The sequence below is a fragment of the Mycobacterium lehmannii genome, assembly GCF_001499925.1.
GTDB lineage: Bacteria > Actinomycetota > Actinomycetes > Mycobacteriales > Mycobacteriaceae > Mycobacterium > Mycobacterium lehmannii.
In genome coordinates, this window is the sequence record NZ_LQIR01000040.1 from 1 (window position 1) to 13,045 (window position 13,045).

A 13,045-nucleotide genomic window follows, 5' to 3' on the forward strand; every position below is an offset into this window, starting at 1 on the left:
GCCTGCAGCATCAGCTGAGAACGGATCAAACCAACCCGACTCTAGAACCGGGCGGACTCAGTAACGGGGACTAGCCAACTTGGTACTTGACATCTCCGACGGCTACGTCATCGCCGAAAACGAGGTCGGGCCTCAGCAAGCGGCCCTTCGAACCGGCGAGCTTCTTGCCCTTTTTCGTGACCTCGATCATAGGGCTTAGACGACGCTGTAGAACGCCGCGAACTCCTTCTTCCACAGGTTCGGGTGTGCGGTAGAGAAAAGTCCACACCGGCGCTTCGCCTCCGTGAAGTGACAAAGAACTTCCCGAAAGAATCATCGACGCCAGCATGTGCGCATCGCGATAGTGCCCTGTTCGGGCGTCGGGTTCGACGACTCGATCTTGAGCCCGCAAAGGACCCGCTCCGCTCAGCCGCTGAGACACTGCCCTTGCCCGTCGCCGAAGATCGATAGGTAGCGCGCTGCGCGACAAGGTCTGTAACACCGCCGCTCTCACAAGCCTATTCAGGCTCGTGTCCTCGCTGAACGTGTCGAACTCACAACGCATGAGGGGGCGTCCTGCGAGGATGGAGCGTGAAGTCGCAAGAGCATGCAATCGGCCTCGTGCGAAGGTGAGGTTGCCGACCATACGTTCGTAATCTCGGTCGAGCCCCAGCCGCAAGAGCTTTTCCACAGCAGTAATGAACCACCGCATGATTAGGTCGGCGAAAGAGTCTTGCTTTTCTAGGCGGGCGCGTTCGGTCGAGCCCCGTGGTACTTGTTTGGCGTTCTCCAACAGGTACACCAGATGTGCGAGGGGAATTTTGGGTTGAACGACAAGCTGTACATCGCCTAACCCGATGACGCCGATAGCGTCGTTCACCGCGATTCTGAACCTCTGATTGTCAAGTTGTTCGCAACGAACGACGCTTCGAGTCAAGAGATCTGAATCGTCGGACTCTCCCCACCAAGAGCTGTCGGAGGCTAGCGTCCGTCCAATAGCCGCCAGTTGGCTAGCCTGCGTGGGGCTCAGACTTACCGTCTGCGACGTCGACTCAACTAGAGAAACCGTACGCATAAGGTTTACGCGCTCGGCCAAAAATCGTGAAGGTTGAAGGCATCTGCCATGCCGGTCTGATCGAAGAAGTATTCCTCGATGAGGGGCTTGATTCGTCGGTCCCAGGTTCGTCGCAGCTCCGTAGGCCCGAACTTCGAGTTCATGAAGAAGCTATGGCCGATGGTGTGATGACGGTCGAGTTGATCGACGAGACGGTCGTTGAGGGCGCCGAGTCCAGAACTCAAATCCTGGATGCTATTTACGTTTCCGGCCGCGTAGAACCGATCGATGATGTCCAAACGAGGAGGACAGTCAAATATGTCAAATCGTCGGCGCAGCGCCGTATCCATGCTCCGGATGCTGCGATCGGCAGTGTTCATCGTCGCGATGATGTAGAGATTGGGGGGCAGCGCAAAGCGCTCGCGGTGCAGAAGCCCGATCCCTTTGTCGCGGTACTCCAGCAGGTAGAGAAGCTCGCCGAAGACGCTCGGAATGTTGGCCCTGTTTAGCTCGTCGATTATTAGCACGACTGGATGATCAACGCTTTCGGCCTGCCGTGCGACGCTCATGAGACGTCCCGGCACCACCTCGAACACCACCTGACCGTTCCGCTCTACTGGCCGAAGCCCTTCGACGAAGTCCTCGTAGGCATACGTCGGGTGAAACTGCACGACATGAACCGCATCGTCGCGGCCCTCCGTCAGGTATCGCCCAATTCTTTCGGCGACCCAGGTCTTGCCAGTGCCTGGCGGCCCTGAGAAGATGACTTGGGGTCGGCGCCCTCGTAACGTGTCGATGACTTCCGTCAATTCCTCATCGTGCCATAGGGTTTGGCGGATCAGCCAATCGAGATCTATGGACGGGTCGGCCGGTGACGTAACGAGATCATCAGTCTCTGACGGCTCGACAAGTGGTCGAAGCGCCCGCCACTGTTCCTCCGTTACAGGGAAGTTCGTGCCCGTGGGCTGGCGAATAATGGATAGGTCTTTGAGCACAGGGTGGTTAAGCAGGTCCTGGCGTAGCACTGGCTTGTCTACCAGCAAATGCTCTAGTCGGAAGTTGATCGCCAAGCTACTGTCGGGAGCGTCCGCATCTTCCCAGGACTGCTTCGGCCGATTGAATGGCGAGCCCAAAATTGTCGCCGTGGCATAGATGCCTGCCTTTTCGCCTGCCGACCAGAGCAGGACTGTATCACCGTCGTTGATCTCTTTTGCATATTGTCGCAGCGCCCATGCATCCACTGATCCCGGTTGAGTGGACGGTTGCTCCAGGAAGCCGACCAGGTCGTACCTCCGTGGGTGGGCCTGGAAGATCCAAACTCTGTTCTCCGGTAAGTTATCCGGAAGGTCCGCGGTGGCAGATGTTGACCGTTCGTGATGGGGACGACGCCCTCGGTCAGGGTCGCTCGGATCGAACCGCTCGAAGACCCAGATAGGAGTGGTTTGATTGCTGAGAGCCCCTGGCGTAGAGAGGGGGTCGGGCTTCGATGCAAGCACGAGATGCTCGAGTGGCCAGTCAGGTGTGAGCCGCTCGAAGTCACATATCCGTACAAAGAAGTTGCACTGCTGGGGGGAGTAGTAACCCGGGAATCGACTGTCACCGGATACGTGGCTTTCATCGTCGGTCACTTCTAGAAGAGAGGTGCGCCAGATCTCTCCGCGTCGATGTAGAAAGGCGTAGGTCGGATAGCCGTTTTCGATCTGCTCTCTGAGGTCATCCATGCGCTTTTGCGGAATTCGGCTCGAGTCCGCGCCCGCGAACCGACCCCACCAAACAGAACCCTCACGCTGCGCAATCGAGCGGTGGTCTTCTATGGTCGACGGCCGAACCTCGGCATTCCACTTGAAGACCGCATGTGTGGGCTCAATTAATGGATCTAATGGTGGATCGTCTTGAACGACGAGGAGTAGCAGTTCATACATGTCGTTTAGATCAGCGATGAGATCGGCGTCGATCTTCGCTTCGTCGTAGAGATACTCGATTGCCAGGGCTGACCCAGCCTCATACTTCTGAGGTCGCTGGGCGCTTGAGTGCAGGTCAATCTCGACCTTGAATCTCTCGTCTGAGGCATGGGATCCCAAAACAGTCCGTATGTCCAGCGCGCGTTTCAGAAGCGGAGGCCTCCCTCCCCGCAAGGACTCGGTACCTTGATTGAGACTCAAATAGACCTTGGAGCCGTCTTTCGCGAACAGGTAGACGAGGTAACAGCCGATCTGTGCGCTGGTCGAGGCTCCCGGCGGGAAGACGCCGATCCAAGGAACGTCCGCAGTCGTACCGATACCAGTCGAGCCTTTGATGTGCGAACCGTGCTGAAGTGCCCGACTTAACAACTCAGGGCCTTCGACCGTGATCAGGCGATTCAGTTCAGTATCGAGTTGCTCGCCACCGTCGGACCGTCCCTGAAGCTCCTTCATCACTCGACGCAACACACTGTCGAGTGAGTCGCCGTCGGAAGACAGCATGCGGAACGGTCTCATTGCGGCCTCTCGGTCGACGAGCACCAGGCGAAAGGGGTCGCGCTCGAATCCGACGCCGTCGATCAGTCGACCGACAAGTGCCCACGCGAATCGATAAGGACCCGTGTACTGTGCTTTCCCGCTCTCAACTAGGTCTCTCCAGATGCTCTCAATGGTCACCCGCTGAATCCTGCTTATTCCGGTGTCTGATCTCGGTTGCTCAGACCGACGTTCAATCCAGGAGTCGCCTACATCGACGACGTAGTTGGGAGTCTCCTCAACTAGCGTCCGAATTGGTTGCCCTGTTGCTTGCTTCTCGCGGCACTTCGCTTGGATCTCGGCCCATACGTCATCGGCGGATCGGGTACTGATCACTCCCACAATCTTAGAGGCGCTCGGGAGCGTTGCGTTGTCGTAGGCCGCTCTCAAGTGTGTCACTGATAGCGGCGATTTGCGTGGTCTGTGGCAGATGGCGCCAAGTTCAATAGCCGCCCGCTCAGAGGTGCGAGGAGTCCTCGCGTCCCCCGACACGCCGCCGAATTTTGTCCGGCGGGTTAGCAGGCGTCCCTCGCGGGCGGGCGCGCGACGTCCGAGCGAAGAGGCGATAGTCGCGTGACGGCCCGGTCCAGGTTCCTGAAAGGATTGTCGTGCAACCGATCTGGCGCGCACGAGTGCGCAGAGGTGGACGGCAGAGTCCGGATTTCGAAGGCCAATATTGTGATGATTTTGCGCGCGGTCGGCCCCGTGTAGGTGATAGCCGTATTGTGATGGACTCGGACGGTATTTTCAGGCCATGCGTACACAAATCGGTCGAATTATGTTCGCCCCGAGAGTGATTGACAGCAACTTCCCTGGGCGCGCCGTGCCCGTCACTGTCAGCTTCGGCGCCGGGGCATGACCACACCGCGCCGTCGCACTCGCACCGCGGCTCCCGGAACAGTCGTGGCTTACCTGCGGGTGTCGACTGATGAGCAGGTGACCTCGGGGGCCGGGCTCGATGCGCAACGCGCGGCTATCAGTGCAGAGGCGGACCGCCGAGGCTGGACCGTCGTGTCCTGGCATGCCGACGAAGGCATAAGCGGTGGCAAGGGTATCGAGCACCGCCCGGGACTGGCCGCTGCCGTCGCCGCGGTCGAGCTGGGCAACGCCGCTGGTCTTCTTGCTGCCAAGCTCGATCGAATCTCTCGTTCGGTGCTGGACACCGCCAAGCTGATGGAACGCGCCCGGCGTGGCGGATGGGAGCTGGTCACCTGTGACTTGGCCATCGACACCAGCACCCCAGCCGGTGAAGCCACCGCCTCAATGATGGCCGTGTTCTCCCAACTGGAACGTCGCCTGATCTCTCAGCGCACCCGAGAGGCCCTGGCCATCAAGCGATCCCAAGGTGTGCGTCTCGGTCGCCCTTCCGCGCTGCCGGTCGCGGTGGTCACGCGCATTGTCACTGCGCGACTGGCAGGCACATCGCTGCGTGCTATTGCGGCCGAATTGACCGCCGATGCCATACCCACCGCGACCGGTGGCCGCTGGCACGCCTCGACCGTGCGCGTCGTCATCGAAAGCCAGGAAGCAACGCGCCTGCGGGCTGCTCTGTCCGCGAACTGACTTCACTGCGTGAACCTTGAAAACTCCACAGAGGTAGGCCGCGGGGTCACCGCCAGTATCCGCCCGTCGACGTGTCCGGGTATCGGCTGGCGCCCCCGCGGTCATGGCGGCCGAATGTCGGCCGGCCCTACGGGTGCTCCGTGGGGTCGGCCGACAGCACCTCCGAGTGGATCAAGAGCTCCCCCTCGGCGTGCGGGGGTAGGCGAGTGGGTCGTATCCGCCTCCAACGATGCGGTGGCCACTAACTGATCGGCGTCACGCACGGTCGACTCAGGTGTTACTCGCCGGTCGTAGCCCTCACCGGTGGTGTTTTCCGAGGGTCGGGAGTCCACCGCTTATGGTCGGCACGCTGTTCGTCGTTTCTGTGTCGGACCACCCGACTCTTGCTCGTGCTGGTGGTTGTCCGCTTCCCGGGCACGGGTCATCAGTCGCTTCGGCGGTGTGCTCTTTCAGCAGTCCGGCGTCATCAAGTGCATAGAAGCCTTGACACTCGCTGCAGGTTTCTGCCTTCGTTCCGGGTCGGACAGGATATACAGCTTTCGCGCTCTGCTTCGGCGCCTCGTTCTTCTTTTTCTTGGGTGTCTTGGGTTGGATATAGCTGAGTTTTTCTTGCTTCTTGCCGCAGTGTGTGCAGTAGTTCCCGTACGTAAGGCGGCGATAGTGGCCACAGTCTTCGCATTTGCCGGTTCTGCTTGGTCTCACCGGTTCTCCCCCTCAAGCTTCTGACACTTCCCCCTGTACCCACAGGATAGCGCGCTTAACTGGCATTTCATTTCTGGGCGCGGCGGGTGACGGGGGTGGTGACGAGCGATGAGCAGAGTTAGCTGTTTAGCGACATCTGCGCAACGCTGTGCCGAGTGCTGGTAGCCCGCAAGGCCAACTGACATCCCTGCTGACAGCTCGACGCTCGAACAGCGAAAGGCACGCGGGATGACCGCCACTAGCCGCCGTCCGGGTACCGGCTGGCGTCCCGCGTGAGGGCGCGACCAAGTCAGCGCCCCGCTCGCGCAACATCGGCATAGGCGGCATCACAGTCCGCGAATGGTTGGCCGCGGTGCGGCCAGTGGGTCATACCCGCCACCGCTGATTCGCCGGGTCAGTCGGCGGTTGATGGGAGTCACGCTAGCCATGCCGGGTCGCAGGCCGAGACGTTGTTCGATGGGCCATGGCGCCACACGCTTCCTATCCCGCAGCCCGCCCCGCGCCGCCGGGTTAGTAAAAGTCACCCGTTGCGTAAGGCTATGCACTAGGACGTCGTGGGCGACGACGAGAGCGGCGATCTGGTCGGGCTGGTGTTGGCCGGCCTGCCACCCCACTGCGGCGTCCTCCAACTCGGGCAGGTGCCCGGCAATGCGCACCGTGCCGACCTCCAGACCTTGCAGCAGCGCAGATGACCGCGCGAGCGTATCGCCACCGCCTCGTCCCGAGCCCTTCGGTGGCCACGAGGAGACCCTGATCGGGTGGCTCACCTTGGACCTGGCCAGCGCATGCTTGACCACGCGCACGTAGGTTTGACGGGCTGCGAATCCCTCGACGGCGATCTCCGATGCGCCCGTGTCGATGGCGAGCTCGACGGCGGCTCGAGCCCACTGCTCAGAGGTCAGCGGTGCGGATACGTCAGCGATCACCGCCACCGTCCCATCACCGACCACGCTGGCGGCCACGATCCCGCAGTTATCGCCGGAACCCGAGTCGGACGGATCGATACCGACCACCGTCTTGATCGGGCGCGGTGGCGCAGCCGGCAAGCGGTGCGCATCGAGCCAATCGGCCCGAATCAGCGTGCCCTCGGGTGTGCTCGGTACACCGAGGTACAGTGCGGCCCACGCGCGCGGTCCCACCGCCCGCTTGATCTCATCAAAGTCGGCTGCTGTGCGCTCACCGAGCGCCGTCGTCATGCTCACCCCGGGTTCGCGGTGCAGGGCGTCCGGGACCCCCGGGGTGCTGACTGCCGGCACGTTGATGTGGGTCCAGCGCGTTCCGTCCTCGGCAAGCAGCTCGCCAGACAGGTCGGCTTCGGCCCAGCGGGTGGCGACGATGACCACCGATGCGCCCGGGTGCAGTCGACTCAACAAACTCGCTCTGAACTCCGAAGACAACCGGCGCCGATAGGCGGCGCTGTCGGCCTCGACGCTGTTCTTGATCGGGTCGCCGACGATGAGCAGGTCGGCACCGAATCCCGTCGCACCCGACAGGATTCCGCCGGCCAGCAGACCACCACGCGCATTGGCGAGCTGCCACCGGCTGACGCTGGCCTTCTCGCTCGACAACGCTATCCCCAACAGCTCGCCGTGATCCTCGATCAAGCGCCGAGCTGCCCTGGAATGCTCCTCCGCAAGCGCATCTGAATAGCTTCTCGTGATGATCATTGCGTCGCGATTCGCCGACAACGCGAACACCGTACCGACCTGCGAGACCAACACACTCTTGCCCGTTCTGGGCGGTGTGCTGATGATGTACCGGCGGTCAGGATTGGTAACCGCATCGGCGATGGCGTCGCTGATCAACGCAATGGTCGGCGTGATCCGGTACTCGGGGATAATTCGCTTCGCCAGCTCGGCCGGGCTCGTCGGCCGGCGCCGGGCACGCTGCGCGGTCAGGCCAAGGACCGCGACCAGGGTGCGCAGCGCAGTGCTCATGCTGGACCTCTCCGCCGAGGCCGACGCGGCGGCAGCTCGATGGCCAGACACACGTAGTCGCGTCCACTGATCTTGACCGTGTCCACCTGGCCGCGTTCGATCAACCGGACCAAGCTCGTGATGGGTGGCCAGAACCGTTCGTCGGGGAGCTGGGACCGAATGTCGGCCCACCACCCACAGCCGTCTGGTGTGGCTCGTAGAGCGTCGAGAATCGCGGCGTCGAGCTCAGCGTCGGTCATCGTGTGTGTCACCGCAGCACCTCCGTCACGGTCTCGATGAGCTGGTCCGCGTCGGCATGGTCCAGGTAGCTGGCGTCAGCCTCGGCGCTGATCACCGCGTTCAACCGATGCCAGGCCAGGGCGCGCTGGGCTTCCCGGACACGGGGCCCGTCGACCTCGCCGCGGCTGGCCATCACCGCAAGGCGTCCGCGCCAAGACGACGCCGGTCTGCTGCTCGGGTGTGCGTAACCCACGGTGGGGTCACGATTTGTAATAGTCACGGATTTAGCGTGTCAGAACGCCATGCACTGACCCGGCGACGTGTAACGCCGAGTCGCAGTGGGAACGATGTATCAGGCGGTATTTCGTCTCAGGGGGTTTAGTGAAGATCAGATCCGCACTCGTCGTCACGGCAATGGCCGCGTCGGGGATCTCGGCCGGCATGGGAGTTGCGGCGCCCGCCAGCGCATGGCCAACACCACCGCCTCCAGGGTGCGAGCAGCGGCCCTTGGTTTCCTACTGCGACGGACCAGTACAGGCAGACGGGTCATGGCAACGATGCTTTGAAAACCAGCCGATGTGGACTTCCGGAGTCGGATGGATCGGTGGGTCGAACTGCTACAGGGTTGGACCGGGGCCTGATCCCTACCCGTGGGCACCGCAGTACCACATCGGCGGATAGACAGACTCGACCTGATAGCGCCGCCTGCGGCGGCATTGTCCTGCGCCGTAACGGTATTGGGTCAGCCGTCAACCTCGGGCCGAAGATTCCCGGGGCTGAGCGGTTCGCTCGCTGACGAATCGGCTTCGCTAGAGGCATCGGTGCCCGCGGATCTCTCCGAGGCGTCTACGGTCCCCACAGCCTCCCGACGCCGGATCACCGCCGCCCATTCGGACAGCTCGTCAGCCGACAACGCGCCGGCCGCGATCGACTGCCGAGAGATGTCCTGATGAAGCGGCCAGAGAGGATCATCCGGCCCGGCGACGATGCCAAACAGCGCGCGGCACTGGTCGGCTACCTCCTGGTCCAGCTCGGCCGGCGACAACCGGCCCTCGGCGGCATCTCGTCCGACCGATGCCGCTGCCCTGATGACGTCCTCGGTGGTCGTCATTTGATTACCTCGCCTTCGATGATGTTGGGACTGATCGGGATTACGGGCTGACGTCGGGCCGCGATGGCAAGTAGCTCTTGTTCCAACCGGTTCACCGCCTCGGCTGCCGTGTGCGAGACGTTCACGTCGACCTGCTGGGCGACAGGAACATTAAGCCCGTTGATCTTGGCCAGCTCGGCCGTCGTGTTCCGCAGCTCCCGCGACACCGCCACTAGGCGGTCGTCGTCGCCGTCCTCGCGGGCTGCGAAGAGACGCTCGGCCAGGACGGTGCTCGTGATCTGGAGCCGCTCGGTGATCGACTTGCGTGCAGCCTCCGATGATTCCGGCGGCATCCGGTTCATGTGCCGGTTCACGGCCGTTTGCGCCGCTCCTGCACTGCGGTACCCGAGATGGTCGGCCACCGCCCGCCAGGTGTAGCCGAGGCTGCGCAGACGAAACGCTTGTTCTGCTCGGGCACGAGAGTCCCTGTGCGGCATCACTGGAGCCATATCCGCATTCAATACGCAAGACGTGCAGAGGTCGGGCGCGAGCGCGGGCGCTTTCAACGTTGGCCTATCACCGCCAGCTAACTGTTCGAGGCCACCGATCTAGAGGCTGTGCGCCACCGCCAATCTGGATCCCACCGACGCGGTAACCCAGGTAACCCAGGTAACCCGGGTTACATGCCAAAACCAGCTCCCTATATGGAAATACTTCTCCCTCCCGCGAGTGAATAGTTGTGTGAGTTACCTGGGTTACCTGGGTTACCGAGTGGGACTGGGGCTGCGAAATATGCTCCACAGCCTGCGTATATTCGCCGCCGTGCAGACTCTGGGGTGTTGCACCACCAGGTGGGTTACCACCTGGTTACCCCGGTGTCGGTAACCCGGTTGGTGCCCCGCACGGGGGGGGTTGACTCCGCCCGCCGGGGCCGGGCGCGGACCGCCCGATGGCGGTAACCCGGTCGGGTAACCCGGTTTCGGGGGCCGGTAACCCATCTACGGTGGCCTCGGTCGCCTAGTTCGTCCAGGGGTCGCCGAGGGGGTCGGTGGACACGACGCTGTGCACCATGACCCCGTTGAGACCCTTGCTGATGACGGTGGTCTGTGCGCGTTGGATGCCCCACACGACCGCCCATTTGCCCGGCTTGCCGTCAGGTAGCTTCTTCTGGCCCGGCTTCACCGGATCGAGGTAGAGCGCCTTAAGGGCGGCTCGGAACTTGTTCAGGCTCATGCCCTTGCCGGTGTTGTTGGTCTCGGCCCAGCCTTGCCAGACGGTGTAGAGCGGCTTGAGGTCAACGAAGTCCTCGGCGGTGCCGATCTCGCAGCACTCGTTGACGAACGTGCGCACGGGCGAGGACAGCTCCGAGAGCTCGGCGTCGAGTTCGTCGGCGTGGGAGCTGCGGGCGAACCGGCCCCCGCTGGCGTTGAGCAGCGCCAGGCCCTCGACGGCCCACCGCAGCACCTGGCCGAGTTCAGCGGCGAGGATGCGCCGTTTGAGGCCGGGGTCGTCGTCGTCGGTGTAACGGAACCCGCGCGACGTTTCCAGGATCAGTGCGCGCCGTTGCAGGGCGCTGCTGTTGTCCGACCAGCGCGGCATCTCATTTGCCGACCCGTGGAAGCGCACGGACAGCCTCGCCGACACCGCCGTCTTGTACTTGCGCTCGACAGTCACCTCATCCTCGCCGGTGATGGCTAGCAGATTGCCGACGGCGGTGTTGGAGTCGCGCGCGCCGAACCGGATGTCGCTCATCACCGCCAGCGTCGCGCCGGTCTCGTACAACGCCTGCAAACCGAACTGGCTGTTGAGGGTGTCGAGTTTGGTGGCGCTGACGACGCCGAGCAATGTGCCCAGCACGTCGGCGATGATGGACTTGCCGCTGCCACTCGGGCCTATGACGAGCATCCACTTCTGCAGGTCGGTGCGTCCGGTCAACACGTACCCGAACCACTGTTGTAGACAGGTGATCGCGCCGGGGTCGTCGGCCCACTGATCGCGCAGCATCCGCAGCCATTCGCATTCACCGTGCGGGTCAGCGGTGTGGTCGTAGTTAGCGTTGACCATCGACAGCGAGAACCACAAGGGGCAGTTGCGTGTCAGGGCGCCGGTGTCGAGATCGAGCACTCCGTTACGGCACAACACCCGCGCACCGCCCCGATAGACCTGCAAGTACTCGCCGTAGGCGTTGGGAAGCTCACGAGCCTGGGTGCCGGTTCCGGCCGACAACAGGTCGGCCAGCGCGTTGGCGACCTGGGTCAGGCCCTTGTCGTCGGGGTTCCACGATTTCAGCGAGTACGCATTGCCGCTCTGGAGCTGTCGCGTCTTGACGTAGAACATGCCGCTCAAGGCCTGCCGCAGCCGCCCTCGAATCCACTCGGGATCGGTGCGGGCGATCCACCGTGCCGGCCCGCCGGCCCCTGGCACGGCGTACTGATACCAAGTTTGGTCAATGCGCACCAACGTGCGCATCCATGCTCGGCGGCGCTGCCCGGGCACCCGGTGGCGGGCGGTGAAAACGTGCCGCGCAAGCCACCGTGCAGTGAAGGTGGGCGCCTGCGGCGGCGCGATCACCAAACCATCGCGCACCTTGCGCTGCTCATCAGCTTGCAACTTGTCGTAGGTCGACAACGGGACACCGCAGATCCGGGGCTCCGTGGGATTCTCCGGGTCCGCGGCAAGATCGGGGTCGGCCACCTCGCGGGCACGCCACAGCTCGAGCTCCGGGTCGATACCTTCGCCGCCGTCCTCGAGATCCTTTTCGATCCATTTCCGCAGGTGTGCCAGGGTCGGCATACCGATCCCACGGTCAGCGAGGAACTCCGCGATGGGTTCGACCGGCACAGCCAGCAGGTCCGCCACACAGGGGTTCGGCGTTTCCTGGCCATTACGATCGAGCGGGTAGCGACCGTGCCCGATCTGCTGCCGATGCCATGTCACCAGCGCGTCCGCGAGGTCTCGACCAAACAACTCGCTGACTCGGATCGTCGCCGGAGAGTCGGTGACATCGAGCAGATACTGTCCGGTGAGATGTTCGGCGAGTTCAACCGATTCAGCCTCTGACGAATCGGAATCGGTGCCTCTGGTGTCGCTAGACTTCATGGTGTTCCTTTCTGGGTGATAGGAATCGCGGTGACAGCACCGGCCCGGCCAGAGGCCATCTCCGGGCCGGTGCGTCGTTTCTGGAGTCGCTCAGTCCTGGTCGTCAGTGGAGATCCGCAGCCCGTCGCGCCAGGCATCGAGATCCGAAACGCGATAGCGCACAGGGTTGCTCGCGATCCGGATGAACGGCGGGCCGGTGCCGGTGCTGCGCCAGACGCGCATCGTCTCCGGGCTCATGTTGATGTAGCGCGCCGCCGCAGGCGGATCCAGCAGGTGAATGACGGTGACGGGATCGGCCACGATGGGCTCCTCTGTTGCGGGGGACAAGATGCTGGGCACGTTATGTTTCGGCGCTGCACAGTGGCATGACTCCGCTGTGTCTTAAGAGCATTGTCAGACAACGTAATTGCGTAACATGGCCGTCTGTTCCATCCGGCTGATTCATCGGGCCGACCCGGTCTCGACAGTTTTGGCGTCGATGTAGGCGCGGATGTCGCTGGCGCGATACCGGATGCGTCGGCCGTCTCGGATGAACTTCGGGCCGACTCCTTTGAACCGCTCCTGTGCCAAGACGCCGGTCGTCGTGCCGCGGTAGGCGGCGACCTGCTGGGGCGTCAGCAGCTCATCAAGAACTGCGGGAGAAAGGGACTGTGTGGCCATGACGAAACCTCCGCTGATGGGCGGTTTCGCAGGCCAGAACCGATGCGGACCGCTGAGCGTCACAGTCCTCGGGCGTCCTGCGCGGACCTGTAACCAGGCCCAGCGGGCGATGTGCTCCCGTCATTGCCCGGATCTGCCGGGTTGGCGAGACGGTCGCTCGATGGCTCAGATGAATCGCCCTGGAAATGTTGGAGGCTCCTGACCTTGGAAACGAGGATGCAGGTATGCCGAAGGAACAGTCTGCCGG

General features: G+C 62.8%; 12 protein-coding genes. 2 read left to right on the forward strand and 10 right to left on the reverse strand.

Annotated features, from left to right (window positions below; all coding sequences use genetic code 11):
* Positions 1–70 precede the first annotated feature (70 nt).
* Together AU192_RS25190 and AU192_RS19165 are read right to left on the reverse strand one after the other, a co-directional pair.
* Positions 71–859, reverse strand: a complete 789-nt coding sequence (locus AU192_RS25190) for an McrC family protein (RefSeq protein WP_165593322.1) — start codon at positions 857–859, stop codon at positions 71–73.
* 200 nt (positions 860–1,059) lie between these two features.
* The gene (locus AU192_RS19165; RefSeq protein WP_133148044.1) at positions 1,060–3,864 is read right to left on the reverse strand and encodes an MrcB family domain-containing protein; all 2,805 of its coding nucleotides are present in this window, start codon (positions 3,862–3,864) and stop codon (positions 1,060–1,062) included.
* Between the two features lie 567 nt (positions 3,865–4,431).
* Here AU192_RS19165 and AU192_RS19170 point away from each other — a divergent pair.
* A complete protein-coding gene (locus tag AU192_RS19170) occupies positions 4,432–5,091 on the forward strand; it encodes a recombinase family protein (RefSeq protein WP_341271760.1) in 660 nt (219 codons plus the stop codon).
* Between the two features lie 1,028 nt (positions 5,092–6,119).
* Here the strand turns inward: AU192_RS19170 and AU192_RS19175 are convergent.
* The 3 genes from AU192_RS19175 to AU192_RS25590 are packed head-to-tail and all read right to left on the reverse strand — an operon-like array spanning position 6,120 to position 8,229.
* A complete protein-coding gene (locus AU192_RS19175; protein WP_082695074.1) occupies positions 6,120–7,730 on the reverse strand; it encodes a terminase large subunit domain-containing protein in 1,611 nt (536 codons plus the stop codon).
* The gene (locus AU192_RS19180) at positions 7,727–7,981 is read right to left on the reverse strand and encodes a hypothetical protein (protein ID WP_064399065.1); all 255 of its coding nucleotides are present in this window, start codon (positions 7,979–7,981) and stop codon (positions 7,727–7,729) included. The genes AU192_RS19175 and AU192_RS19180 overlap by 4 nt, the downstream gene beginning before the upstream one ends.
* Positions 7,978–8,229: a hypothetical protein gene (locus tag AU192_RS25590; RefSeq protein ID WP_133148045.1), complete on the reverse strand. Its 252-nt coding sequence runs from the start codon at positions 8,227–8,229 to the stop codon at positions 7,978–7,980. Before AU192_RS25590 ends, AU192_RS19180 begins: the two co-directional genes overlap by 4 nt.
* Positions 8,230–8,390: 161 nt before the next feature.
* Between AU192_RS25590 and AU192_RS26295 the strand changes: the two genes are divergently transcribed.
* Positions 8,391–8,630 (forward strand): CDGP domain-containing protein, encoded by a 240-nt coding sequence (locus tag AU192_RS26295; RefSeq protein ID WP_423202713.1) that lies wholly within the window; start codon positions 8,391–8,393, stop codon positions 8,628–8,630.
* Positions 8,631–8,691: 61 nt separating this feature from the next.
* Here the strand turns inward: AU192_RS26295 and AU192_RS19190 are convergent, their stop codons facing one another.
* The 5 genes from AU192_RS19190 to AU192_RS19210 form a co-directional block, all read right to left on the reverse strand.
* Positions 8,692–9,060, reverse strand: coding sequence for a hypothetical protein (locus AU192_RS19190; protein ID WP_064399067.1), 369 nt, complete (start codon positions 9,058–9,060; stop codon positions 8,692–8,694).
* The gene (locus AU192_RS19195) at positions 9,057–9,605 is read right to left on the reverse strand and encodes a hypothetical protein (protein ID WP_133148046.1); all 549 of its coding nucleotides are present in this window, start codon (positions 9,603–9,605) and stop codon (positions 9,057–9,059) included. The genes AU192_RS19190 and AU192_RS19195 overlap by 4 nt, the downstream gene beginning before the upstream one ends.
* A gap of 451 nt (positions 9,606–10,056) precedes the next feature.
* The gene (locus AU192_RS19200) at positions 10,057–12,138 is read right to left on the reverse strand and encodes a DNA primase family protein (protein WP_064399070.1); all 2,082 of its coding nucleotides are present in this window, start codon (positions 12,136–12,138) and stop codon (positions 10,057–10,059) included.
* A gap of 90 nt (positions 12,139–12,228) precedes the next feature.
* Positions 12,229–12,438: a helix-turn-helix transcriptional regulator gene (locus tag AU192_RS19205; protein ID WP_207544957.1), complete on the reverse strand. Its 210-nt coding sequence runs from the start codon at positions 12,436–12,438 to the stop codon at positions 12,229–12,231.
* A 141-nt stretch (positions 12,439–12,579) separates the two neighbouring features.
* Complete coding sequence (locus AU192_RS19210; protein ID WP_064399072.1) at positions 12,580–12,798, reverse strand: hypothetical protein; 219 nt, start codon at positions 12,796–12,798, stop codon at positions 12,580–12,582.
* Positions 12,799–13,045: the final 247 nt, after the last annotated feature.

Coding starts and splice junctions, on each gene's coding strand:
- AU192_RS19175 (WP_082695074.1), bottom strand. CDS start 7,730: ATGAGCACTGCGCTGCGCACCCTGGTCGCGGTCCTTGGCCTGACCGCG.
- AU192_RS26295 (WP_423202713.1), top strand. CDS start 8,391: ATGGGAGTTGCGGCGCCCGCCAGCGCATGGCCAACACCACCGCCTCCA.
- AU192_RS19190 (WP_064399067.1), bottom strand. CDS start 9,060: ATGACGACCACCGAGGACGTCATCAGGGCAGCGGCATCGGTCGGACGA.
- AU192_RS19200 (WP_064399070.1), bottom strand. CDS start 12,138: ATGAAGTCTAGCGACACCAGAGGCACCGATTCCGATTCGTCAGAGGCT.
- AU192_RS19210 (WP_064399072.1), bottom strand. CDS start 12,798: ATGGCCACACAGTCCCTTTCTCCCGCAGTTCTTGATGAGCTGCTGACG.